The organism is Comamonas trifloxystrobinivorans, assembly GCF_043359985.1.
GTDB classification, from domain to species: domain Bacteria; phylum Pseudomonadota; class Gammaproteobacteria; order Burkholderiales; family Burkholderiaceae_C; genus Comamonas; species Comamonas trifloxystrobinivorans.
In genome coordinates, this window is sequence record NZ_JBHZGV010000004.1 from 144,783 (window position 1) to 168,580 (window position 23,798).

Annotated in this window: 23 protein-coding genes; 13 read left to right on the forward strand and 10 right to left on the reverse strand. The window is 60.7% G+C overall.

Annotation, left to right across the window (positions count from 1 at the left end; genetic code table 11):
* Nucleotides 1-18 precede the first annotated feature (18 nt).
* Nucleotides 19-2,721: a penicillin-binding protein 1A gene (locus ACFIQF_RS05540; RefSeq protein ID WP_393940910.1), complete on the reverse strand. Its 2,703-nt coding sequence runs from the start codon at nucleotides 2,719-2,721 to the stop codon at nucleotides 19-21.
* A gap of 249 nt (nucleotides 2,722-2,970) precedes the next feature.
* On the reverse strand, nucleotides 2,971-3,759 hold the full coding sequence (locus ACFIQF_RS05545; RefSeq protein ID WP_393940911.1) for a 3-hydroxybutyrate dehydrogenase: 789 nt from the start codon (nucleotides 3,757-3,759) through the stop codon (nucleotides 2,971-2,973).
* Between the two features lie 215 nt (nucleotides 3,760-3,974).
* Here ACFIQF_RS05545 and ACFIQF_RS05550 point away from each other — a divergent pair, with 215 nt between their 5' ends.
* From ACFIQF_RS05550 to ACFIQF_RS05560, 3 genes are all read left to right on the forward strand, one after another.
* Nucleotides 3,975-4,445, forward strand: a complete 471-nt coding sequence (locus ACFIQF_RS05550; RefSeq protein WP_393940913.1) for an FKBP-type peptidyl-prolyl cis-trans isomerase — start codon at nucleotides 3,975-3,977, stop codon at nucleotides 4,443-4,445.
* 131 nt (nucleotides 4,446-4,576) lie between these two features.
* Entirely contained in the window at nucleotides 4,577-5,173 is a 597-nt protein-coding gene (locus ACFIQF_RS05555) for a GNAT family N-acetyltransferase (protein ID WP_393940914.1), read from the forward strand.
* Nucleotides 5,174-5,341: 168 nt separating this feature from the next.
* Nucleotides 5,342-5,704 (forward strand): HPF/RaiA family ribosome-associated protein, encoded by a 363-nt coding sequence (locus ACFIQF_RS05560; protein ID WP_393940916.1) that lies wholly within the window; start codon nucleotides 5,342-5,344, stop codon nucleotides 5,702-5,704.
* Nucleotides 5,705-7,984: 2,280 nt separating this feature from the next.
* Here ACFIQF_RS05560 and ACFIQF_RS05565 read toward each other — a convergent pair.
* The 3 genes from ACFIQF_RS05565 to ACFIQF_RS05575 form a co-directional block, all read right to left on the reverse strand.
* On the reverse strand, nucleotides 7,985-8,446 hold the full coding sequence (locus ACFIQF_RS05565; protein ID WP_393940918.1) for a hypothetical protein: 462 nt from the start codon (nucleotides 8,444-8,446) through the stop codon (nucleotides 7,985-7,987).
* 344 nt (nucleotides 8,447-8,790) lie between these two features.
* On the reverse strand, nucleotides 8,791-9,354 hold the full coding sequence (locus ACFIQF_RS05570; RefSeq protein WP_393940920.1) for an acyloxyacyl hydrolase: 564 nt from the start codon (nucleotides 9,352-9,354) through the stop codon (nucleotides 8,791-8,793).
* 156 nt (nucleotides 9,355-9,510) lie between these two features.
* On the reverse strand, nucleotides 9,511-10,029 hold the full coding sequence (locus tag ACFIQF_RS05575) for a Spy/CpxP family protein refolding chaperone (protein ID WP_393940921.1): 519 nt from the start codon (nucleotides 10,027-10,029) through the stop codon (nucleotides 9,511-9,513).
* A gap of 281 nt (nucleotides 10,030-10,310) precedes the next feature.
* Between ACFIQF_RS05575 and ACFIQF_RS05580 the strand changes: the two genes are divergently transcribed.
* Entirely contained in the window at nucleotides 10,311-11,423 is a 1,113-nt protein-coding gene (locus ACFIQF_RS05580; protein ID WP_393940923.1) for a recombination-associated protein RdgC, read from the forward strand.
* 69 nt (nucleotides 11,424-11,492) lie between these two features.
* Here the strand turns inward: ACFIQF_RS05580 and cueR are convergent, their stop codons facing one another.
* The 3 genes from cueR to gstA form a co-directional block, all read right to left on the reverse strand.
* A complete protein-coding gene (gene cueR / locus ACFIQF_RS05585; RefSeq protein WP_393940925.1) occupies nucleotides 11,493-11,987 on the reverse strand; it encodes a Cu(I)-responsive transcriptional regulator in 495 nt (164 codons plus the stop codon).
* 2 nt (nucleotides 11,988-11,989) lie between these two features.
* A complete protein-coding gene (locus tag ACFIQF_RS05590; RefSeq protein WP_393940926.1) occupies nucleotides 11,990-12,184 on the reverse strand; it encodes a heavy-metal-associated domain-containing protein in 195 nt (64 codons plus the stop codon).
* 183 nt (nucleotides 12,185-12,367) lie between these two features.
* Entirely contained in the window at nucleotides 12,368-12,970 is a 603-nt protein-coding gene (gene gstA, locus ACFIQF_RS05595) for a glutathione transferase GstA (RefSeq protein ID WP_393940928.1), read from the reverse strand.
* Nucleotides 12,971-13,213: 243 nt separating this feature from the next.
* Here gstA and mnmG point away from each other — a divergent pair, with 243 nt between their 5' ends.
* The 9 genes from mnmG to ACFIQF_RS05640 all read left to right on the forward strand — a co-directional run bounded on the left by mnmG (nucleotide 13,214) and on the right by ACFIQF_RS05640 (nucleotide 22,068).
* The gene (mnmG, locus tag ACFIQF_RS05600; protein ID WP_393940929.1) at nucleotides 13,214-15,193 is read left to right on the forward strand and encodes a tRNA uridine-5-carboxymethylaminomethyl(34) synthesis enzyme MnmG; all 1,980 of its coding nucleotides are present in this window, start codon (nucleotides 13,214-13,216) and stop codon (nucleotides 15,191-15,193) included.
* Nucleotides 15,190-15,849, forward strand: a complete 660-nt coding sequence (gene rsmG / locus ACFIQF_RS05605) for a 16S rRNA (guanine(527)-N(7))-methyltransferase RsmG (protein ID WP_393940931.1) — start codon at nucleotides 15,190-15,192, stop codon at nucleotides 15,847-15,849. The genes mnmG and rsmG overlap by 4 nt, the downstream gene beginning before the upstream one ends.
* A 148-nt stretch (nucleotides 15,850-15,997) precedes the next feature.
* The gene (locus ACFIQF_RS05610; protein ID WP_393940933.1) at nucleotides 15,998-16,612 is read left to right on the forward strand and encodes a LysE family translocator; all 615 of its coding nucleotides are present in this window, start codon (nucleotides 15,998-16,000) and stop codon (nucleotides 16,610-16,612) included.
* Nucleotides 16,613-16,630: 18 nt separating this feature from the next.
* Nucleotides 16,631-17,404: a ParA family protein gene (locus ACFIQF_RS05615; protein ID WP_393940934.1), complete on the forward strand. Its 774-nt coding sequence runs from the start codon at nucleotides 16,631-16,633 to the stop codon at nucleotides 17,402-17,404.
* Nucleotides 17,405-17,609: 205 nt separating this feature from the next.
* Nucleotides 17,610-18,167: an RBBP9/YdeN family alpha/beta hydrolase gene (locus ACFIQF_RS05620; RefSeq protein ID WP_393940936.1), complete on the forward strand. Its 558-nt coding sequence runs from the start codon at nucleotides 17,610-17,612 to the stop codon at nucleotides 18,165-18,167.
* A gap of 3 nt (nucleotides 18,168-18,170) precedes the next feature.
* Nucleotides 18,171-19,088: a ParB/RepB/Spo0J family partition protein gene (locus ACFIQF_RS05625; protein ID WP_393940938.1), complete on the forward strand. Its 918-nt coding sequence runs from the start codon at nucleotides 18,171-18,173 to the stop codon at nucleotides 19,086-19,088.
* 208 nt (nucleotides 19,089-19,296) lie between these two features.
* Nucleotides 19,297-20,340: a peptidoglycan-binding protein gene (locus ACFIQF_RS05630; RefSeq protein ID WP_393940940.1), complete on the forward strand. Its 1,044-nt coding sequence runs from the start codon at nucleotides 19,297-19,299 to the stop codon at nucleotides 20,338-20,340.
* Nucleotides 20,341-20,564: 224 nt separating this feature from the next.
* A complete protein-coding gene (locus tag ACFIQF_RS05635) occupies nucleotides 20,565-21,194 on the forward strand; it encodes an N-acetyltransferase (RefSeq protein ID WP_393940941.1) in 630 nt (209 codons plus the stop codon).
* Between the two features lie 130 nt (nucleotides 21,195-21,324).
* Nucleotides 21,325-22,068, forward strand: a complete 744-nt coding sequence (locus ACFIQF_RS05640) for an SDR family NAD(P)-dependent oxidoreductase (protein WP_393940942.1) — start codon at nucleotides 21,325-21,327, stop codon at nucleotides 22,066-22,068.
* Nucleotides 22,069-22,100: 32 nt separating this feature from the next.
* On the opposite strand, the gene ACFIQF_RS05645 is transcribed toward ACFIQF_RS05640, so the two are convergent.
* On the reverse strand, nucleotides 22,101-22,715 hold the full coding sequence (locus ACFIQF_RS05645; RefSeq protein WP_393940944.1) for a flavin reductase family protein: 615 nt from the start codon (nucleotides 22,713-22,715) through the stop codon (nucleotides 22,101-22,103).
* A gap of 68 nt (nucleotides 22,716-22,783) precedes the next feature.
* Nucleotides 22,784-23,713, reverse strand: coding sequence for an AraC family transcriptional regulator (locus ACFIQF_RS05650; protein WP_393940946.1), 930 nt, complete (start codon nucleotides 23,711-23,713; stop codon nucleotides 22,784-22,786).
* Nucleotides 23,714-23,798: the final 85 nt, after the last annotated feature.

Sequence of the window (23,798 nt, forward strand, 5' to 3'; positions counted from 1 at the left end):
CTACCCTCGCACCCCGCCTCAACGCCCCACTTCCCCCGCAGAAATCCCTGCCTCTCCGGCTTGTCCCGCAGGTTGCGGCGATGCGCGGCGCCAGACCACGTCGCCATCCGCCGGGGCTTGCTGTACTGGCGCGGAAGGCGTGCCTGGCGCAACAGGTGAGACCACAACGCCGCGCTCGATAGGCGGTGGGTTGTTGCGGGGCATGTTGGCAGGCGACATGCCGCCGGGCATGGAAGATGCCGGTGGAGCAACGGCAGGCCCGGTCTGTGCGCCGTCTGGGCTTGCAGGCGCTGCGCTGCCAGGGCCGGGCACAACCACGCCGGGCTGCGGGCGCACGGGATCGTTGGGGCGCGGCGCGCCCGAGGGTGGCACTACCTCGCCGTTGTAGACCGGGTAGTCGCCTTCGCCGCTGGGGCCACGCATACCGTGGTCGGGCTGCGGCGGTGTGCCAACGGGGCGGGCTTCCGGGTCTTCGATCACCGGTGGCTGTCCGCCCTGGCCGTTGTCGTTGCCTTCTACGGCAGGCGGGTGCTCGAAGGGATCGATCGGTTCTTTGTTGCTGCCAAAACCCAGCAGCCAGCTGCGCAGGCGCTGCACAAAGGTGTTGTTTTCGGCCGGCGGTTCAAAGCGTGCTTTGGCGTCGACCAGCTTGGTGCGCTGCGCAGCGGCGGCCACATCAGCCACGATGGGCAAAGCGCTGTGCGCGCCCTGGCCCCAGTAGTCGTTCAAGGTGATGCGGCTGTCGTTGAAGCCCACCCAGGCGCCAGCGACCAAGTCGGGGTGCATCAGCATGAACCAGCCGTCGGCATTGTCTTGCGTGGTGCCGGTTTTACCGGCCCAGTCGCCGCTCACGCCGTAGCGCGCCACGCCTTTGCCGGTGCCTTTGGTGATGACACCGCGCATCATGTCGATCAGTGCGTAGTCCACGCCATTGTCCAGCGCCAGCTCGGCCTCGGGTGGCTCAAACTCGGCCAACACTTTACCTTCGCGATTGGTGATGCGCGTGACCATGATGGGCGCGCGGTAAGCGCCGCCGTTGGCCAAGCTGGCGTAGGCGGTCACCATTTCCTGCAAGGTGACCGGGCTGGTGCCCAGCGCCAGCGACAGCACTTCTTCTAGCTTGCTCTCGCGCACACCCAGGCTGCGCGCCAGCTTGGCGACCTTGGCCGGTCCCACCTTGGCCATCACCTGCGCGGTGATGGTGTTTTTGGAGTACGCCAGGCCGTCGGCCAGTGTCATGGGTTGGTTCGAGGGCGGGCCGCCGTCGGTGGGGCGCCAAGGCGCGCTGCCGGGCACGGGGATGCTGACCGCTTCGTCCATCAACTGGTCGGTGGGCAAGGCGCCGTTCAGCAGCGCTGCGCCGTAGACAAAGGGCTTGAAGGTAGAGCCCGGTTGGCGTCTGGCCTGGGCCACATGGTCGAACGGGTCGATGGCGAAATCGCGGCTGCCTACCCAGGCCAGCACATGGGCGTTGCGCGGGTCCATGGCCATGAAGCCGGCTTGCACGCGCACTTTGTCCTGGCGCAGATCGGCCATGAAATCAGCGTCGGCCAGCAGGCGTTTGAGCGCTTCGTCCTTGTCTTCACCGCCTTCCACCGCTTGGCGATAAACCTTGCTCTCGCGCACCAGGCTTAGCACCAGCGGGTTCTTGCCGGAGAAGCTGCTGCGCGGGTTCCACAAACCATTGGCGGTCACTTGCAACTGTCGGCCGTGTTTGCTGACGGCCTGGTTGGCCCATTGCTGGATGCGCGAGTCGATGGTGGTCTGCACCACCAGGCCATCGGCGTAGATGTTGTAGTCGTTCGCGTCGGCCCAGTCGATCAGCCATTTGCGCAGCGCTTGCGCAAAGTGCGGTGCCATGCCAATGGCCTCGTCCTGGCGCTCAAAATCCAGCTTGATCGGGCGTTTTTTGAGGGTCTCAAAATCCTTGTCGCTGAGCTTGTCGTGCTTGTTCATCTGCGCCAGCACGGTGTTGCGGCGGTTTTGCGCGCGCTCGGGGTTGTTGACCGGGTTGTAGTAGCTGGTGCCTTTGAGCATGCCCACCAGGGTGGCCGCCTCGATCACGTTGAGCTTGCTCGCCGGTTTGTCGAAATAGGTGCGCGCCGCCATCTCAATGCCGAAGGCGTTGTACAAAAAGGGCACCGTGTTCAGGTAGGTTTCGAGGATCTCGTCCTTGGTGTAGGCCGATTCGATCTTGTACGCCGTCACCGCCTCTTTGAGCTTGCGGTTGAGCGAGCGGGCGCGGCCAATTTCCTCAGGGAACATGTTGCGCGCCAGCTGCTGCGTGATGGTGGAGCCGCCTTGCGGCCGCCCCATGGCCGTGTGCACGACCGAGCCCAGGGTGCGGCGCCAGTCCATGCCGCCGTGCTCGTAGAAGCGGTGGTCTTCGGTAGAGATCAGCGCGTTGATGACATTGGGCGAGATGTCCTTGAGCGCCACCCATTCGCGGTTGGCGCGCTTGTATTGCGCCAGCACCTTGCCATCGGCCGACATCAGCTGGGTCGGTGCCTCGACCTTGGCTTTTTTGATGTCGCTGATCGACGGGGTCAGCGGTATCAACACCAGCACATACAAGAGCAGCGCCAGCGGCAAGGCCAGCACGGCCAGGGCCCATTGTTTTTTGCTGCGGGCAGCCAGCCAGGCTTGCACGCGGCGCAGGCCGCCCAGCAGGGCTTGCAGCAGCCGGGCCAAAAAAGTTCGCACAACAGAGAAAAGAGGCATCGCCTGATAGAGGGAGTTGTCAACAGACCAAGCCGCGATTGTGCGGCAGGACGGCCGGACCTTGCACGCCCTCAAGCGCTGCAACCGGTATTAGATGTAAGCAGTTTCTGGCGGTGCAGCTTGAGCGCAGTATTTTTAATAGCAGCAAGCACCCGCCAGATAAGGGGAATGCGCGCTTTCAGTGCTGGCAGGCACTGGCAACGCCGCCAGAAAAGGCTGAAGCGGCGCCCACACGCATTACGGCATGGTTTACTGCATAAACCAGCCGTGGCTCACCACCAGAGACTGGCCGGTCAGCGCATTGGTGGGGAAAGCGGCAAAAAACAGTGCTACCCGTGCCACGTCGTCCAAGGTGGTGAACTCGCCGTCCACCGTTTCCTTGAGCATCACGTTTTTGATGACTTCTTCCTCACTGATGCCCAGCTCCTTCGCCTGCTCGGGGATTTGTTTGTCGACCAGCGGAGTGCGCACATAGCCTGGGCAAATCACGTTGGCGCGCACGCCTTGCGGGCCGCCTTCTTTCGCCACCACCTTGGCCAGGCCTTCTAAGCCGTGCTTGGCCGTGACATATGGCGCTTTCAGCTTGGAGGCCTCTTTGGAGTGCACCGAGCCGGTGTAGATGATGCTGCCGCCCCGCCCTTGCGCATACATGTGCTTGATGCAGGCGCGCGTGGTCAAAAAAGCGCCGTCGAGCTGGATGGCCAGCATTTTTTGCCATTCGGCCAGGCTGAAATCCTGCACCGGCTTGACGATCTGTATGCCTGCATTGCTCACCAGAATATCGATACCGCCAAAGGCTTTCACCGCGGCTTCCACCGAGGCGTCGACCTGCGCTTCCTGTGTCACATCCACCGCCACGCCCAGGGCCTGGCCGCCACGGCTGCGGATGTCTTGGGCGGCCGCATCGGCGGCGTCTTGTTTCAGATCGGCAATCACCACTTTCGCGCCCTCTTTGGCGTACAGATCGGCAATCGCCTTGCCAATGCCGCTGGCGGCTCCCGTCACATAAGCCACCTTGCCGGCGAGTTGTTCGGACATGCTGTGTTTCCTTTCACAAAAAACGGGCTGGCGCCCGCCAGGAGAAGCCGTGGCAGGCGCCAGACATTCCCCATCTTGCGCCGCAACAAAACCACGTTCCGTAGGAGAGCAGGCCATGTTGCGCCCTGTCAAAGCCAGGGTTTGTGGCAGCGCAAACCTGCAGCCCGGCGGCCAGCCCCTACACTTGCAGTTTTGCCAGACTCTTTGACACCAGCATGAACATCACCAAAGACAGCGCCGTCACCCTGCAATACAAAGTCACCGACGCCCAGGGCAAGCCGGTGGACGCCGGCACCCTGGCCTATCTGCATGGCGGCTACGACAACATCTTCCCCAAGGTGGAAGCCGCTTTTGACGGCCAGGCCAAGGGCTTCAGCGCCAACATCGACTTGGCGGTGGAAGACGCCTTCGGCGTGCGCGACGAAAGCCTGGTGCGCGTCATCCCCAAGGGCGAGTTCCCTCCCGGCGTCAAGGTGGGCGGCCAGCTGCGCGGCGCCAACGACAAGGGCGAGCCGCAGGTTTACTACGTCAAGAAAATCAAGGGCCCCGAAGTGCATCTGGATGGCAACCACCCGCTGGCCGGCCAGGCCCTGCATTTCAGCGGCAAGGTGCTCGATGTGCGCGCCGCCAGCGAAGATGAAATCGCCCACCGCCACGTGCACGGTGCACATGGCCACCACCACTGATCACTGTTAAAGGCATGGGCACTGGCTGCAGCCAGGCACCCGTGTCCAGGGACAGAATGCAAAGGCATGCAGCGCTTTCTTCATAAGCGCTGCATGCCTTTTCTTTGCACTCTTCTGGAGCCGACAACGACATGACAACGCCTTCGCCCCCTGTGCTGTACGAGCCATCTACCGAGCGGCTGCAGCTGCGCCAATGGCGTGCAGCTGACCGGGAGCCGTTTGCCGCCATGTCGGCCGATGCGCAAGTGATGCGCTATTTCCCCGCACCGCTCAGCCGGCCGCAAAGCGACGCCATGGTGGCCAAATGCGAGGCACTGCTGGCCGCGCGCGGCTGGGGCATTTGGGCCGTAGAGCGCAAGGCCGACCAGCGCTTTATCGGCTTTGTCGGCCTGCACGTGCCGCAAGACCCGCTGCCGTTCATGCCTTGCGTCGAGGTCGCCTGGCGGCTGGCCCGCCATGCCTGGCACCAGGGTTTTGCCACCGAAGCGGCCCGCGCCGCTTTGCAGCTGGGCTTTGAGCAACTGCAACTGCCAGAGATAGTGGCCTTCACCACCGTCAGCAACCAGCCCTCACAAGCCGTAATGCAGCGCCTGGGCATGGCGCGCGATCTGGCCGGCGATTTTGACCACCCGGCCCTGCCCGGCGATCACCCGCTCAAGGCCCATGTGCTCTATCGCATCAGCGCGGCTACATTTGCCACCCATGCCGGGAAAATGGCGACTCTGTAGGACATTTGAGAAAACTCAGGGCTTATACCCATATTGGATGTGCGCACTTCGGCGGCAGTGCAATTGCAGGTTAGGATGGTGCGCAAGGTGCTGACAGGCGCACTGCTTGACAGCACTGGTTGCCAACGCCGGGGAAGGCCCCGGCACTGTCGAGAAAGGAGCACATCCATGCAAGTACAAGTGCACGCAGGTGACAATGTTCAGGGCGGAGATTCGCTGGCGCAATGGGCGCAAACCGAGGTCCAGGCCAAGCTCTCGCGCTTTCGAGAATATGTGACCCGCGTCGAGGTCTATCTGACCGACGTCGATGCCCTGAAAAATGGCGGAAAAGGCAAACGCTGCGTCATGGAAACCCGAGCCACCGGCCGCCAGCCGCTCGCCGTGAACGCCGAGGCGGAAAAAGTGGCCGAAGCCTTCAACGCCGCCCTCGAAAAACTGCACCGGGCCCTCGACACCGACATTGCCAAAATGCGCGACAAGAGCAACCGCGACACCATCCGAGCCGGAGCGGCCGAAGACAGCGAAGCCTGAGCTCTCGCCCCCTCCTCCCCCAGCACCGCAACGCGGTGCTTTTTTTTGCCCCCGGTGGCGCATAGCCGGCAAGCGCAACGCCAGGCGGCCTCCCCGCCTGATCCCAGCCCGGGCTGGTGGCATGGTGCCACCGGCATGGCGCGCCCTGCGCCGTCGCCCTGCGGCAAGGCGCCGCCCATCCCATTCCCAACAACCGAGGCGGCCATGCCGCTGAACCAGCCTTGGGTTCAAGCCTGTTGAACGACTGTGCCAGCACAGCCTTCTTGGCACTGCTTTCAGCTGCAGCACTAAGCATCAGCATGTCGCGCTATCATTTTTGATTTTATCTACAGCTTATCAACAAATTGCTGTACAAAACAACCATAGACAGATACCAACAAAGTTATCAACAGATCAGACTACGCCATCTTCCTTGCGCTTTTGTTAATAACTTATGTCTTTTAGTGGTAATTCCATAAAATTACGGACATTTCTCGGTTAAATTTTTCTCAGCAAGCAGCAACGAGCGTACATTTCATCACAGGTTGTCATTTTTTCAATTTATTAAAAATCAATTGCTTAAAGATGTTAATCACATCTCTGTGTTGACACATTTTTTCCAACATCTTTCTGTTGATAACTTATTTAGTACCACCTATATATTTGATTTTAAAAGGATTTATTTTATTAAAATGTTATCAACATCTTTATGCACGTGCGCTTTGGTCCGGCTTCGCCTGCCACTTGGCCCAACTTTATGCAAATGTGGATAAGTTTTGATGCTGAAAGCTGTTAACAACAAGCATCTCTTGGGGCTTTACTTGTCCACATTTTTCAGCGATAGTCCTCTGGTTTCTCTATTTTTGGTTTGTGGATAGCTTGGTATCAACTGCAATTTCACATCACGAAATATTTTGCATTACAAAATATATCCACAAGCTTGGCATTTGATAACTTGTTGATGGGATGGCCATTTTTTGGCTAGCTCATGCCTGTTTTTTGATCAATTTCAGAAATGCTTTGGTATAACAGGCTGTATTAGAAATGGAAGCTTTGGCCTGTTTAATTCAAATTATTTGAATAGTTTTTGGCAAAGAAATTTGCCAGGCCAGCCTGCAGCCCCGGCCAAAACCACGGCTGAGGCGGCTTCGTTGCCGTTTTTTGTGGAAAATCGGCGCGACAAACGCCCCGCCCTCCGCTTCAAGCAGCCTGTGGGCACGGACGATGTTCGAAAAGCGCCTGTTCCGCCTCGCCTCCAAAGCGCCTGGCGCCTACTCCATGCGGCGTTAGAGGGGGATTGGCTTGGCCAAGCCGAGGTTTCAGACCGAACCAGGCCCTTTTTCCTAAAAAACTGCTGCTTGGCCGTTGCTCCCGCCCAAGGCGGGCTGATTTCCAGTGCCAAGCCGGCCACGAGCCCGTGCAAGACAGGCGGATCTATGCCGCGCAAAGGCCAAGTGCCGCGCGCGGAGCCGCAGCAGTTCATGCAAAAGCAGCCGCACAGCGCCCATGGAGGCAGCCGGGAGGCCGAGAAACAGTGCTGGCCTGGGCCTCACGCCAGGCCAGCGTTCAGGCCCGCCAGAAAGGCCTGAACGCTGCCGAGCCGCCAACCCGGCCGCGCAACCCCATCAGCCGCTGTTACCCAGCCACGAGAGGCTGGTTTCCAGTTTTTTTCCAGGGTAAATAAGGGAATCAGTGGATAACATCTTGGATAAGCAAGGAATAAATGCGATGTTATCCACAGACCTGGGCATTTTGGTGAAACTATGCCTGAGTCATCCACAGCCCATCAGCCAACGGGCACACAGCGCCCGTTCTTGGCAAGCGGTTGATTTTTCTGAGACAAAATACTTATCCACAGCAACATCCCGTCGATGAACTGCCAGCCACGCCTATCATTTGGTTGCATCCGCTTGTGGATAAGCTTCCACCCCACGTCCAGCCCGTGATCCATCGCGTTAGCGCTGCCTATTTTTTAAGCTGCATTTCGTCAATCAATAATAAGTGTTTATATTCAATGACTTGCAGTAAAGAGGCGCCGGGCTTTGTCTGTGCATAAGCCAGGCAAGGTATGGCACTTATGCACAAGACGGGGCCCCAAAGCAGAGTTATCCACTTATCACTGACAGCAGCAGCCTGCCCTGGCGCACATGGATATGAGGAATGCAAGATATTGAATTTTTGTGGAGAATCTGGCTTATCCACAGAAACAGCCAGTCTTCTACTACTACCTACTATTCTTTTAAAAACTTTAAAGGAAAAACAAACATCCAAGTCTCCAGAAATTTCATCTCATGAAAAATTTCAGATTACGGGAAGAACGCAGAGGCAGAACGCGGTTTTGACGTGTTTCAATGGCTGGAGAAGGGGATGAAGCCAAAGGGCTGAGAAAGGCTGGGGGGCGAAGAGCGCGAGAAAAGTGCCTGAGAACGGCGATGTCCAATGGCTGGGAGCCAGCTGCTGAGAGGCCCCGGAAGGCTTGAAAAACAGGCTTTTTGCCCTGTGCTTTCGCGCACATTGCGTATTAAGAAAATCTATAACGGCCTGTTTTGGCCGGAACCTTGATTTCGTTTTTTCCTTGTATATCTTGAGCTTGCGTGTTTTTCTCGGTCTGCGCAATAGCGGAAAACCGGCATAGTCAGTCGGAAACAACCGGGGCTGGGAAAGTGCAGCGGGAGACGAGAGAAGAGGCAGCTTTTTGTCTGAAAAGCCTTGTTCTTTGGCCTGGAAGAACACAGATCCGCGCTTGCGCAACTGTGTTCCCATTGAATGCCGGCGAAGATGGCTTGAACGCCTTCTTGCCGTGCTGCACCATGAAGCCTCCCTCCATTCGATTGCGTGAGCACCTTGCTTCTGATCTGGAGCAGTTGCGCGCATTGCGACAAGCCGCTTGCTGAACCGCGCCAGAACCCGCGCAGACGCCTTGAAATGGCAGGAGTAGGGCCGTTGGCTGGCTAAAGTCTCTAAAGCTCACCAGCGGTCTGTATTTGCCTCGTCCTGTCAGCACCGGGCAGCAGACAAAAAAATACCGCCAGAACGGCGGTAGCTTGGAATAAGAAGAACGGCGGGCAGGTGAGGGCGATAGCTGCACTTGCCCGCTTGGCCCGGACTCAGAAATGGCGCGCGTAGCGCAGCTGGACAAAGTTCTCGCCGGGGTTGGGCTTTTTGATGGAAGCGTTCGAGACATGCTCGACCCGCAGCATCCATTCGTTCTCGCGCTTCATGCCGGTGAAGTAGCCCACACCGATGTGCGTGCCAAAGTTGAAGGCGGTGGAGAAATGCTTGTCGCGGCTTTCGTACAAGTGGTTGGACAGATAGCCGCCGACACCGGCTTCCACAAACCAGGGGTACTGGCTTTTGCTGTGAAAGCGCAGCACGGGCTTGAGGCCGAGTACCGCGATATTGCGGCGGCCCGATTCGAACTCGCGCTCGGAGTTCCACATCGACAAGCTCATGTCCCAGTGCGTGGTCACGGCGTGGCCCCACCAATAGGTGTTCCAGCCCAGCGGGATGGTGGAGCCCACGGTCAGCGTACGCGCACTGCGTTCGGCCAAACCGCCTTGGACATAGAGGGTAGGGGATTGGCGCATGTCTGCAAATTGCGCATGCGCAGCGCTGCCGGCACCGAGAAGAGCGCACAGGCCAGCGGCGGTGATCAGGGTACGATATGCCATGCAACGGATGTTACATGCTGTCAATAGCTGGAGGTGTCAGCAAAAGTTGATGTGTCGGCTACTGGCAACCGCATTGGCCATGAAAAAGCCCTCGCAAGGAGGGCTGAGGCTGGTGGGCAGGGCTTGTTGCCGCACCTGCATGGTTTGTGCAACAGACTATTCTGGTTTTGGGCCTTGACGCTTGCCGTCAGGGTGGTGACCGCGCGGGCCGCTATGCATCTTCAGCGTTTGGGCATCAAAGGTTTTTTGCTGCTCGGCGTTCAGCGCTGCGTAGAAGGTTTTGGTGGCCTGGTTGCGTTGCTCCATGCGCGCTTGCATCTCGGCATGGCGCTTGTTGTGCAGGGCTTGCATGGCGTCGATGCGCTCAGGCGTGGTCATGTTGGCAAAAGCCTGGCGGTCTGGGCGCTCGCCGGGGGCAGGGCGCTGGGGTTGGATCGCCGTGGTGTACGTGGCCCAGGCAGCTTCCTGGCTGGCGTTCAGTTGGAGCGCGGTTTTGAGCGTTTGCAGACGCTTTTCCCAATGCGCCTGGCGCTGCTCTGGGCTGGGACCATGGCGCTTGCCAGCGGCCGGGGCCGATGCCGCAGGAGCATCGGCGCTGGTAGTTTGGGCAAAGGCGGGTACCGCGAGGGCGGCGAGCATGGCGGTCACGATGGCGCTGCGTTGCAGGAGAGACATGGTGTGTCCTTTCTCAAAAGTGGGCAAAAGCAGTGGAAGCACTGCGATGGATATCAGTGTCTGGCCGCGATGTAAGAGCGCTGTGCGTGCTTGGTATGGCTGTGTAAAGAATTGCCAATTTTCTTGTTGCTGTCAGGGCTGCACGGGCTTCGCCACACCGGCCGCAGTGCACCGGATTCGCGGCACAATGGGTGACAGAAGAGGGCGGCTGGCAACGGCCGCCTGGTGTTTTTCCAGGGCCGGGCCATGCGCTCTCCTGCCCCACAGAACAAAGGAATTGCATGTTCAAGAACATGATCGTCTACCGCATCTCCGAAGCCTGGCAAGCCGATTGGGCCCAGCTCGACGAGGCGCTGGCCAAGCAGCAGTTTGAGGAGTGCGGCGCTACGCAGGAGAAATCGGTAGGCTGGGTGCCGCCGCGCGGCGAAGACAACGGCGCCATGGTCGAATCGGTGGGCGGCCAGTGGATGTTGCGCCTAATGAGCGAGAGCAAGATGCTGCCCGCCAGCGTGCTCAACCGCAAGCTCAATGACAAGCTCGCGCAGATCGAAGCCAAGGAAGGGCGCAAGCCCGGCAAGAAGGAAAAGCAGGAGCTCAAGGACGAGTGCAAGCTCGATCTGCTGCCCATGGCGTTTACCAAGCAGGGCGGGCTGTGGGTGTGGATCGACCCGCAGGCGCGCTTGCTGGTGCTCGACACCAGCAGCCAAGGCCGTGCCGATGAGGTGGTGACCATGCTGGTAGAGGCCTCGCCAGGTTTTGCCGTGGCTTTGATCGACACCCAAACCAGCCCGCAAGCGGCCATGGCGGGCTGGTTGCACAGCCACGAGGCGCCAGCCGGTTTCAGCATCGACCGCGAATGCGAACTCAAAAGCGCTGACGAATCCAAGGCCGTGGTGCGTTACGCACGCCACCCGCTCGATATCGACGAAATCCGCGAGCACATCGACCAGGGCAAGCTGCCCACCAAGTTGGCCATGACCTGGGACGACCGCGTGAGCTTTGTGCTGACCGAAGGCCTGCAGCTCAAGAAAGTGGCTTTGCTGGATGTGGTGATGGAAGGCCAGAGCCAGGACGACGCCGGCTTTGATGCCGATGTGGCCATTGCCACCGGCGAGTTCAGCCAGCTGATCCCTGAGCTGATCGAGGCACTGGGCGGCGAAGGCCGAACCGAATTGGGCCAGCTGCCCGACCGCGGCCAAGGCGCTGGCCATGCACCAGCCAGCGCTTCAGGCGGCGCTGTGGCAGCCGCAAAGGCCATGGGGCAGGGTAGTGCTGCTACCCCTGCCAAAAACGCGTCAGAAGGCGACTTTGCCCGCCGCGCCGCCAGCGGTGGCGCCCATACCGGCCCGCGCCAGGCGCCGGTGGACGAGGACCCGGCCACGGCACCGTTTTAAGCAGGCATTTCAGGCCTGAAAAAGCAAAGAGCATCGGTAAGGATGCTCTTTTTTTATGAGCGCTCAGCGTTAGTGGCAGCAGGCGCTCCCGTCACCCTCGGCGGGTTCCGCCAGATTGTCCAGAATCGGGCAATCGGGCCGGTGGTCGCCGTGGCAACTGTGCACCAGGGCTTGCAAAGAGCGTTGCATGGCCTGCATGGCGGCAATGCGTTCGCTCAGCGCTTCGATGTGTTTTTGCGCAATCTCCTTGACCGAGGCGCTGGCGCGCTGCTTGTCGTTCCACAGATTGACCAGGGTCTGGATCTCTTCCATGGAAAAACCCAGGTCGCGGCTGCGGCGGATAAAGCGCAGCGTGTGCACGTCGGATTCGGAGTAGAGGCGGTAGCCGCTGTCCGTGCGCCCCACATGGGGCAGCAGCTGCAGCGATTCGTAGTGCCGCGCCATGCGGGCAGATATACCTGCCAGTTGCGCGGCCTTGCTGATGGACACCGGCCAGACAACCGGTGTGGCGCCCTTCGCCTTGCGTGCGCTGGGCGTGGGGCTAGCGGTGCTGGCGCGGCCCATGTTTATTGCACCTGGTAGCCTTCGGCGGCAATGGCTGCGGCGATCTTTTCCGCAGGCTGGCTGGACTCGACGACGACCTTGCCTTGGGCGCGATCGATCTGCACCTTGGCCTGGGCGTCAACTGCTTGCACGGCGTTGGTGACGGCGCGCTCGCAGTGGCCGCAGGTCATGCCTTGGACGTTGAATGTGTTTTGCATGGTGTTTCCTTTCTATGGTTGGTGACGCTATCTTGAAAGTTAACACGGTGTGAAGGTCAAGCGTGTGGGAATAACAATCTTCCCCAAGATGCTGGGCTGAGCTTCGTGCCCCAAGAGGCATAAAAACAAAAGCCTGTTTCACGTGAAACAGGCTTGGCAGTCAGTGCGCTGATCGCTGGGTGTTTACTGCTTTTCGGCAGCGATGGCTTTTTGCACGGCAGGGCGGGCGCCCACGCGTTCCAGGAATTGGGCCAGTGCGTGCAGGCCGGAGATGTCGACGCCGACAAACTTGCTCCAGCCGCAGACGGTGAACAGGTAGCCATCGGCCACGGTGAACTGGCTGCCCATCAGGTAGTCCTTGCCGGCCAGTTGCGAATCTACCCAGGTCAGGCGCTTGACGATTTGGGCGCGGGCCAGGTCTTTGGCGGCATCAGGCATGTTGGGGTTGAACAGCGGCGAGAAGTTCTTGTGGATCTCGGTGCCGATGAAGGTCAGCCACTCTTGCAACTGATAGCGCTCGAATGTACCGTTGGCGGGGGCCAGCTTGGAGGCAGGAGCCTGGTCGGCAATGTATTGCACGATGGCAGGGCCTTCGCGCAGGCGTTGGCCGTTGTCCAGCTCCAGCACGGGCACATAGCCCAGCGGGTTGATGCTGTAGAAATCGGTGCCGTCCTTGAGTTGGTGGGTCTTGGTGCTGGCCATCTCCAGGCTGAAGGGCAGGCCGGATTCGACCAGGGCGATATGGGGCGACAGCGAGCAGGCGCCGGGCGAGAAATACAGCTTCATGAACAGATCTCCTGTGACAGGTAAAACCAGCAGCCATGCTAGCCCTTTTCGATGGGCTTTGCAGGCGCGGCCATCGCTGCGGCTATGGATTCAACGCAGCAATACCATGCCCTGGAACGTGCCCGGCCCAAATCACTAAAATACTGGGCCAAACCAAGATTCGCCGCTTCTGCCCAAGGGCTGCAGAAGGGCTTGATTCACGGCGGAGCGCCTGGCGCTGCGCGAGCCCTGGAATGAGGCTGTATGAGCCAGATCCCCTATACCTATCCGCAAGAATTTGATGTCATCGTCGTCGGTGGTGGCCATGCCGGCACCGAGGCGGCGTTGGCTGCTGCCCGCATGGGCAGCAAGACGCTGCTGCTGAGCCACAATATCGAGACCCTGGGCCAGATGAGCTGCAACCCCAGCATCGGTGGCATTGGCAAAGGCCACCTGGTCAAAGAGGTAGACGCGCTTGGCGGCGCCATGGCCCTGGCCACGGACAAAGGCGGCATCCAGTTCCGCATTCTCAACAGCTCCAAGGGCCCGGCAGTGCGTGCCACGCGTGCCCAGGCTGACCGCATTCTGTACAAGGCGGCGATCCGCGAGATGCTGGAGAACCAGCCCAACCTCTGGCTGTTCCAGCAGGCGGTGGACGACCTGATGGTTGAAGGCGACCGTGTGGTTGGCGCCGTCACCCAGGTCGGCATCCGTTTCCGCAGCCGTGCTGTGGTGCTGACGGCCGGTACTTTCCTGGACGGCAAGATCCACGTGGGCCTGAACAATTACGCTGCTGGCCGTGCTGGCGACCCGCCCGCTGTCAGCCTGTCTGCCCGCCTGAAGGAACTGAAGCTGCCGCAGGGCCGCCTCAAAACCGGTACACCGCCGCGTATTGATGGCCGCAGCATTGACTTCAGCCAGTGCGACGAGCAACCCGGCGACGGCATGCCCGGTGGCGTGAACGAGGGCGATGTGCCAGTGTTCAGCTTCATGGGCAATGCGGCCATGCACCCGCAGCAAATGCCGTGCTGGATTACGCATACCAACGCCCGCACGCACGAGATCATTCGCAGCGGTTTTGACCGCAGCCCCATGTTCACCGGCAAGATCGAAGGCGTGGGCCCGCGTTACTGCCCGAGCGTTGAGGATAAGATCAACCGCTTTGCCGACAAGGAAAGCCACCAGATTTTTCTGGAACCCGAAGGCCTGACTACCCACGAGTACTACCCCAACGGTATCTCGACCAGTCTGCCGTTCGACATTCAGTACGAACTGGTCCGCAGCATGAAGGGCTTGGAAAATGCCCACATTCTGCGCCCCGGCTACGCCATCGAATACGACTACTTCGACCCACGCTCGCTCAAGAGCAGTTTCGAGACCAGGCAGATTCAGGGCCTGTTCTTTGCTGGCCAGATCAACGGCACCACCGGCTACGAAGAAGCCGCGGCCCAAGGCCTGTTCGCCGGTTTGAACGCGGCGCTGCAGTGCCGTGGCGAAGGCCCTTGGCTGCCGCGCCGAGACGAAGCCTATCTGGGCGTGCTGGTTGATGATCTGATCACCAAGGGTGTGACCGAGCCTTACCGCATGTTCACCAGCCGGGCCGAGTTCCGTCTGCAGTTGCGTGAAGACAATGCCGACATGCGCCTGACGGAAGAGGGCCGCAAGATGGGCTTGGTGGATGATGCGCGCTGGGAGGCTTTCAGCCGCAAGCGCGATGCTGTTTCACGTGAAACAGAGCGCCTCAAGTCGACCTGGGTGAACCCCCGCATCGTTACAGCGCAAGAAGCCGAGCGCGTGCTGGGCAAGGCCATGGAGCGCGAGTACAACCTGTTCGATCTGCTGCGCCGTCCCGGAGTGGATTACGACAAGCTGATGAGCATGAACGAAGGTGCTTACCAATCGCCCGCTGTTTCACGTGAAACACTGGGTGAGTTGAGCGACTCGGTGTTGGAGCAGGTGGAGATCGGTGCCAAGTATTCGGGCTATATCGACCGGCAAAAGGATGAGGTAGAACGTGCTGCCCATTACGAGCAGTTGCGCCTGCCAGCCGAACTGGACTATATGCAGGTAACAGCCTTGTCGATTGAAGTGCGGCAAAAGCTGCAAAAGCACCGCCCCGAAACCCTGGGCCAGGCATCGCGCATTTCTGGGGTCACGCCGGCTGCCATCTCCTTGCTGATGGTGCACCTGAAGAAGGGCGGCTTCAAGGGATTCACCAGCACCCAAGAGGCGACCACGGCATGAGCGCTGCATTGGAGAGTAAGCTGCGCGCTGGCGTGCAGCAACTGGGCCTGAGTTTGGACGACAGCCAGATCAGTCTGCTGATGGGTTTTCTCGATCTGCTGCAAAAGTGGAACAAGGTCTACAACCTGACCTCGGTGCGCGATCCGCAAGAGATGCTCACCCACCATTTGCTGGACAGCCTGGCCGCCGTGCCGCCGTTGCAAAGCTATCTGGCCAGCCGGGCGCTGGCAGCGCCCAAGCTGCTCGATGTTGGTTCGGGCGGTGGTCTGCCGGCCGTGGTATTTGCCATTTGCGTGCCGCAGCTCGATGTGAGCTGTGTCGACACCGTGGGCAAGAAGGTGGCGTTCATCCAGCAGGTGGCGGCCAGCCTGCGCTTGCGCAACCTGCGCGGCATTCAGTCGCGGGTAGAGCAACTGAGCCAGCAATACGACGTGGTGAGCTGCCGGGCTTTTGCCGCCCTGCAGGATTTCACCGCCTGGTCGGCCCAGACCTTGAAGCCCGACGGCATCTGGCTGGCCATGAAAGCCAAGCACCCGGAAGACGAGCTGGCGCAACTGCCCACCAGCGTACAGCTGCTGCGCATCGAAGCCTTGCAAGTGCCTGGCCTGGATGCTGAGCGCTGCATTGTCTGGATGCAGCACGCACCCGCGCAGTAGCTGCGAGCACCAGGCCATTGCACCAGCACCACAACAGCCCCGAGTTCGGGGCTTTTTGCTGACGTTTTGGCGCGTAACAGCGCGCAATGGCTGGCCTGCGAGCGGGGGCGTCGTTTACACTCAAACCTTTGATCGCAGCGGGTGGGGCATGTTTGGCATTTCCGACTACGGCGCATTTGTGGTGGCCGTGATCCTTTTTCTGATGATTCCCGGCCCGGGCAATCTGGCGCTGATCACCTCCACCGGCAAGGGCGGAGTGCGGGCTGGTATGGCTGCTTGCTTTGGCTGCATGGCCGCTGACCAGGTGCTGATGTGGTTGGCCGTGGCTGGCGTGGCAGCGGTGCTGGCCGCTTACCCGGCGGCCTTCCATGCTGTGCAGTGGATCGGCGCTGTCTACCTGGGCTGGATTGGCTACAAATTGCTGACGGCCAAGCCCGGCGACAAGCCTGCTATCCATATTGAACCGCGCCATTATTTCAAACAAGGCTTTTTCATCACCTTGATGAACCCCAAGGCGATTGTGTTTTACATGGCGTTTTTCCCGCTGTTTGTCGACCCCGCCACGCACCGCGGCCTGCCCACTTTTGCGGTGATGGCGGCTACGGTGGCACTGCTCACCCTGGTGTATTGCACGTGTGTGGTGTTGGTCACCAAGGCCTTGGCTGAGCGCCTGCGTGCCAACCCGGCGCTGGTGAAATGGCTGGAGAAAACGGCCGGTATGTTTTTGATCGGTTTCGGCCTGAAGCTGGCCCTGACCAAGTAAGTGGAATAGCGAGCTCTCATGGCAAAAATCTTCTGTATCGCCAACCAAAAAGGCGGCGTGGGCAAAACCACCACCGCCGTCAATCTGGCGGCCGGCCTGGCCAAGGTCAAGCAGCGCGTGCTGCTGGTGGACCTGGATCCGCAGGGCAATGCCACCATGGGTTCAGGCATCGACAAGCGTGCGCTGGAAACCTCGGTCTACGACGTGTTGCTGGAGTCGGCCACGATCGCAGAGGCGGCCATCAAATCCGACAAATGCGGCTACTGGGTGCTGGGTGCCAACCGCGAGCTCTCGGGCGCCGAGGTGGAACTGGTGGAGCTGGAGCGGCGCGAAAAGCGCTTGAAGGCGGCTCTTGATGCGGCCAACGATCAGTTCGATTTTGTGCTGATCGATTGCCCGCCCAGCCTGTCGATGCTGACCTTGAATGGCCTGTGCTCGGCCCACGGCGTGATCGTGCCGATGCAGTGCGAATACTTTGCGCTCGAAGGCCTGACCGACCTGGTCAACACCATCAAGCAGGTGCATGCCAACCTGAACAAGGATCTGGAAATCATCGGTCTGCTGCGCGTCATGTTCGACCCGCGCATTACCTTGCAGCAGCAGGTGAGCGACCAGCTCAAGGACCACTTTGGCGACAAGGTGTTCGACACCGTCATCCCGCGCAATGTGCGCCTGGCCGAGGCGCCCAGCTATGGCCTGCCCGGCGTGGTGTTCGACCCCTCGGCCAAGGGCAGCAAGGCCTTTGTCGAGTTTGCCAAAGAGATGGTCAAACGCATCAAATCGATGAAGTAAAGCGCGGCCAGGCCGCCTTCTGCACCAGGCCTCCGATGCTCCGCATGCGGAGGCTTTTTTGTTGTGCCGTGCCTGTGTGCTGGGCCTGTGACTGGGGCAAATTGCGCAGAGCGGGCAATCAGGCACAATAAGCGCGTTGATATTTTTGAAATAAATGACAGCGGGCGTTTGCTTGGCAAGCGCTGCAAGCTATAAAAAAGAGAGTATGCAAGCCTCGTCAATTCTCGTGCTGCCCGGTTGGCAGAGCAGCGGCCCCGGCCATTGGCAGACCCTGTGGGAAACCGCTTTTGGCTACCAGCGCGTGCAGCAGCACGATTGGCTGCACCCCAAGCGGGGCGATTGGACGGCGCGCCTGCAGGACGTGGTGGTGGACGCGCACGAACCCGTGGTGCTGGTGGCCCACAGCCTGGGCTGCATTTTGACCGCCTGGTGGGCTGCGCACTCGCCGCTGGCTGCGCAAAAAGTGCGTGGTGCTTTGCTGGTGGCACCGGGTGATGTGGAGCGGCCCGATCTGGCCGAACACATTCCGGGCTGGTCGCCCATCATGCTGCAAAAGCTGCCCTTCCCCGCCATCCTGGTGGGCAGCCAGAACGACCCTTTCTGCAGCGCAGAACGCGCCCAATTATTGGCTGACCGCTGGGGTGCGCGCTGGGTCGACCAGGGCCACTGCGGTCATATCAATGCCGAATCGGGTCTGGGGCTTTGGCCGCTGGGCCAAAGCCTGCTGGCCGAGCTGACAGGCGATACAACAAAGGTGAAATAAACCATGGCAACCAAAAAACCCAAGGGCCTGGGACGCGGCCTGGAAGCATTGCTCGGCCCCAAGGTCGAGGCGGTGGCTCCCGCTGCCGAAGCGGCTGGCAACAACCCGCACCAGCTGGCGCTCGATGACATGGTGCCCGGCGTTTACCAGCCGCGCACGCGTATGGACGAAGGCGCGCTCTACGAGCTGGCCGAAAGCATCAAGGCGCAGGGCATCATGCAGCCCATCCTGGTGCGCAAACTGAGCCAGGGTGAGCACGCCGGCAAGTACGAAATCATTGCCGGTGAACGGCGCTTCCGTGCTGCGCGCATTGCCGGTCTGGCCGAGGTGCCGGTGCTGGTGCGCGAAGTGCCGGACGAAGCCGCCGCCGCCATGGCGCTGATCGAAAACATCCAGCGCGAAGACCTCAACCCGCTGGAAGAAGCGCAAGGCCTGGCGCGCCTGGTGGGCGAGTTCAACATGACGCACGAGCAGGCCGCGCAAGCAGTGGGCCGTTCGCGCTCGGCCGCTTCCAACCTGCTGCGTTTGCTGAACCTGGCCGAGCCGGTGCAAACCATGCTCATGGCCGGCGATCTGGACATGGGCCACGCCCGCGCTTTGCTGGCCTTGGACCGCGCGGCACAGATCACCGCTGCCAACCAGATCAATGCCCGCAAGCTGAGCGTGCGCGAGGCCGAAAGCCTGGTCAAAAAGGTCAGCGCCGAGTTCTCCGGCGAGACACCGCTCAAGCCCAAGCCCGCCAAATCGCGCGATCTCAAACGGGTGGAAGAAGAGCTCTCCGACCTATTGATGGCCGAGGTCGAAGTGCGCGTGAAAAAGCGCATCAAACGCTCGGGCAAGCTCGAAGAAATGGGCGAGCTGGTGATCCAGTTTGGCTCGTTGGATGCACTCAATGGATTGATTGATAAATTACGCGGATAATGCAAACCAGCACAGGGATGGGGAAAGTTGTTGTTATTGCAACAAATAATCCGGATTTACCCCTGAATCGGAGCCATATCAATGGCGGTAGATGTTTAAGTTTCTACAATCGTTGATAGCCAACCCATAAATTTTTGTGGAAGAAGCCCAGGCCGTGCTCCTGGGCTTTCTAGGTTGAAAAGTCATTGAAACTTGCGGGAGAGCAAACATGAAAAAACTGGCACTGGCGGCTTTGGCCGTTCTGGCTTTGGCAGGCTGCGAATCGACTGGCATGAAGCTGGGCGGCGGCACCAACAACACCGTAACCGGGGGCGCAGCTGGCGGCAGCAGCCAGGGCGAGAATGGCCAGCTGGAAAAATGTGACTCTCCCGTGGGCACCGTCTCGCTGGTCGAGAACCAGCAAGCGGGCTGGTACACCATTTTGCGCAACGAATACCGTCTGCCTCCCACGGCCAACCTGCTGCGCGTGCTGATCCAGCAATCGAACTGCTTTGTGGTGGTAGAGCGCAGCGCCGCCGGCATGAACGCCATGACTCGCGAGCGCGCCATGATGGACAACGGCGAAATGCGCAAGGGCAGCAATTTCGGCAAGGGCCAGGTCGTGGCTTCGGACTACGGCCTCTCGCCTGAGGTGACCTTCAGCGAAGACAACGCCGGTGGCTTTGGTGCCGCCTTGGGCGGCATTCTGGGCGGCCGCGGTGGCAGCGCCATCGGTAACGTGGCGGCCAGCAGCAAGACACGCGAGGCCTCAGCCATGCTGACCCTGGTGGACAACCGCTCGGGCGTGCAAGTGTCTTCTTCCACCGGTAACGCCAGCAACACCGACTGGGGCGGCTTTGGCTCGCTCTTCGGTGGCTCGGCCGGTGCCAGCATGGGTGGTTACTCCAACACCTCGCAAGGCAAGGTGGTGTCGGCTGCGTTCGTCGATGCCTACAACCAGATGGTGCGAGCACTGCGCAACTACAAGGCGCAGTCGGTCAAGGGCCAAGGCCTGGGCGGTGGTGGCCGCCTGAGCGTGGACGGCGCCGCTGCACCCAGCCAGACCTCGGCACCCGGTGCCAAATCGGGCAATGTGCGCATGAGCATGAAGCAAGCCCAACAGCGCCTCAACGAGCTGGGCTTTGATGTGGGCACACCCGACGGCGCTGCCGGCCCTCGCACGCAAAACGCGCTGCGCACTTTCCAGCAAGACCAGGGCCTGCCGGTCACTGGCCGCCTGGACCAGGCCACGATGCGCCAGCTGTCCGAATAAGCACGGCGCTCAGTGCTCGCTGCAAAACCCGCTACGGCGGGTTTTTTCATGCCCAGGCCACTGGTGCATTAGCCATTGCAGAAAATCGTGCTGGAGGCTTTTCTGCTGCGTTTTGCAGCCATTGGCATATCGCACCCTATGCGTGCGATATAGGTGCTGGGCTAACCTTATGGGCTTTGTTCACGCTGACCGACCACTGCCAGGTCGGGCAAGGAGAGAAAGCCATGCAAACCGCCATGCTGCCTTTTTGGGCATCCTGGTTGTACCGACCGGTGGAGTTGCGCATCGATGTGAGCCCGATTCCACCCAAACAGTTGGAAGGCGAATGCGCCTCCATCCACGATCGCATCAACACCCCGGGCGACCGCCTGTACGGGATTCCCGAGATCCCGCTGTCGGACCCGCGTTTTGCCATCCGCTACCGCGCGGCCGATGGCGAGTTTTATGTTTACGTCGAAGATCTGCAAGAGCACCGCATTGCAGGCTTTACCGTGTTCAGCCGCCTGATCGAGCTGGACAAGCGCGCCGACCGCATCATCCGCGGCCCCCACTCGAAATTTGACGTGGCCTACCAGCGCCGTGGCTTGGCCTCGTGCATCTACCGCTGGGCGCTCGATGCCGGGCTGTGCCTGGTCACCGGGGCGCGCCAATCGCCGGGCGCCCACGCCTTGTGGCACAAGCTCGCACCGGATTACCGGCTGGGCTATGTCGATATCACCGACAAGAAAATGCGCTACCTCGGCAGCTCCGTCGAGCCCGAGGTGCTGGACCATTTGAACACCCGCATGTTCCTGCTCGGCAAGGGCTGGAGTCTGGGCAGTTTTGCTGCTGCCACGCGCATGCAGATCGACTGATCCATCAGCGCCTTAGTGCCACGCTGCCACTGTCACCACGGTTGGTCGTACAGCAACCCTGGTGCTGGACAGCGGGCTGGATTGCGCTTTAGGCTGGCGGCCTGTTTCACTACTGGCGCATGGGCTCAGCATGTCTGCAACTTCTCCTGTCGCCCTGGTCACGGGTTCTACCTCAGGCATTGGCGAGGGCATTGCGCGCCGCCTGGTACGCGATGGTTACCGGGTTGTGCTGCACTCGCGCAGCTCGGCAGAAACGGGCCAGGCCTTGGCGCTTGAGCTGGGCCAGGCAGTCTATGTGCAAGCCGATCTGGCGGTGGAGGCCGAGCGTGTGCGCCTGGTGCAAGAGGCTGTGGCTGCCTGGGGCCGCCTCGATGCGCTGGTGAACAACGCCGGCATCAGCCGCGTGATTGCGCATGCCGATATGGCTGCTGCGGTGCCGGAGATCTGGCACGAGCTGTATGAGGTGAATGTGGTGGCACCGTTCCGCTTGGTGGCTGCTGCCGAATCGGCTTTGCGCGCTTCTGCTGCCAGCGGTAAACCGGCCTGCGTCATCAACGTCAGCTCACATGCAGGCGTGCGGCCCAAAGGCGCTTCCATTCCGTACGCTGCCACCAAAGCGGCGCTCAACCACGTCACGCGTTTGCAAGCTCTCGCGTTGGCGCCTGCCATTCGCGTGAATGCGGTGGCGCCCGGTTTGGTGGACACGCCTTTGACAGCCGATTGGACGGCAGCGCAAGAGCTGTGGCGTGAGCGTTCGCCGATGCGCCGCGCCGCCAGCCCGCAAGACATTGCGCAGGCCGTTTCGATGCTGTTGGCATCGGACTATTTGACGGGCGAAGTGCTGCTGTCCGACGGCGGCTTGAACCTTACCTGAACGTCGCTCCAACAAGCGTGCAGCTGCCGTCTTCAGCGCGGCCGCATCATCACGAACTTGTGCGCTTCGCTGATGCTGAAATAGTCGCCCGGGCCGCCGCCACGCAACAGCGGTTGGCCCGCTGCGGTCTGGTAGATGCCGTCTTTGAGCAAGCGCTCGTCAATGTGCACCATCACCACCTCGCCCAGCACCAGCCAAGTGGGCACCTGTGTGCCGTCTGCCGCTTGCAATTGCAGAATTTGCGAGAGCTTGCATTCCATGCTCACCAGGCTGGCTTGCACACGCGGTGGTTTCACGGCTACCGAGGGTTCGGTGGCGAGGCCCGCCAGGTCAAATTCATCCACCTCGGGCGCGACAGCGGCGCAGCTTTGGTTCATTTGTTGCGCCAGCGGTTCGCTCGCCAGGTTCCAGACAAATTCGCCTGTCGCTTCAATGTTGTTCAGGCTGTCTTTGCGGCCAATGCTGGCAAAACCGATGATCGGCGGCACGTAGTTGAAGGCGTTGAAAAAGCTGTAAGGCGCTAGGTTGCGCACGCCGTCGCTCGACAGGCTGGAAATCCAACCGATGGGCCGCGGCCCGATGATGCCGTTGAAGGGATCGTGCGGCAGGCGGTGGCCTTGGCGTGGGTCGTAGCTGTGGATGCTCATGGTCGGTGATGAATTGGTGTGTGGCAGGCGTTTGGCAAGCCAACGCGGGCCACGGAGGTCAACAAAATTCAGCGTGTGTGCGTGCCCAGAAAACGCGCTGGCGACAAACCCACGGCACGTTGCACCATGGCGCTGAAAGCACTGGGCGTATAGCCCAATTCTGCAGCTATCTGGCCAATGGGCAAGCCGCTGGCGCCCAGCTGCACCGCCTTGGCCAGAATGACCTGCTGGCGCCATTGCAAATACGTGCAGCCCAGCTCCTGGCGAAACAGGCGCGCCACCGTACGCAGACTGGCGCCGCTGTCGTGCGCAAAATCTTGCAGGCTGGCGTGGGCCAGCGGGTCGCGCAGCACGCTTTGGCACAGGCTGTGCAGGCGCTTGTCGCGCGGCATGCCGATGCGCAAATCCAGCTGCGTGGCGTGCTGCAACTCGTCCAGCAACAAGGCGCTGACATGCTGCTCGCGTGCCAGCTGGGCAGCAGTGGGGGGCTGTGCTTCATCAGACACGGTGGAGAGATCGCGCACCAGGGCAAGCATCAGCTCCGACACCTCCAGCACACGGCAACGCTGCCACAGCTCGGTTTGCGGCGCTTCATCGGCGGCGGGCAGGCGCGGCCCGCATTGGCCGGCAGCCTGGTAGATGTAGAGCGTGCGCAGCTCGGCGGTTTCCACCATGGTCACCGCGTGTTCTACCTGCGGTGGAATCCACAGTGCGCGCCCCGGCGGCACCACAAAGGTGGCGTAGGGCACACGCAAATGCACGGTGCCGTTGGTAGATACGGCCAACTGCGCCCAATGGTGCTGGTGCGGCAGCACCTGGGTATCGCGCTGCAAGACCCGCAGCTTGGCGCGCACCGGGCGCTCGGCCGTAGGCACAAACAGGTGCGGCGTCAGCGAATCGACATACTGCCAATCGCGCACCGGCAGTGGTGGCGGACCAGCAGACCGGTCAGAACGGCGCCGGTGTGGCAAGCGGGATGGCGGGGCAGGCAAGCTCATGGCACAGCTCGGGCGGGAGGTGGATCGGGGCCGCAGCGCAGGCGCGGCGAGTTTTGGCCTGTTGGCGATAGTAATTGGCTGTTTA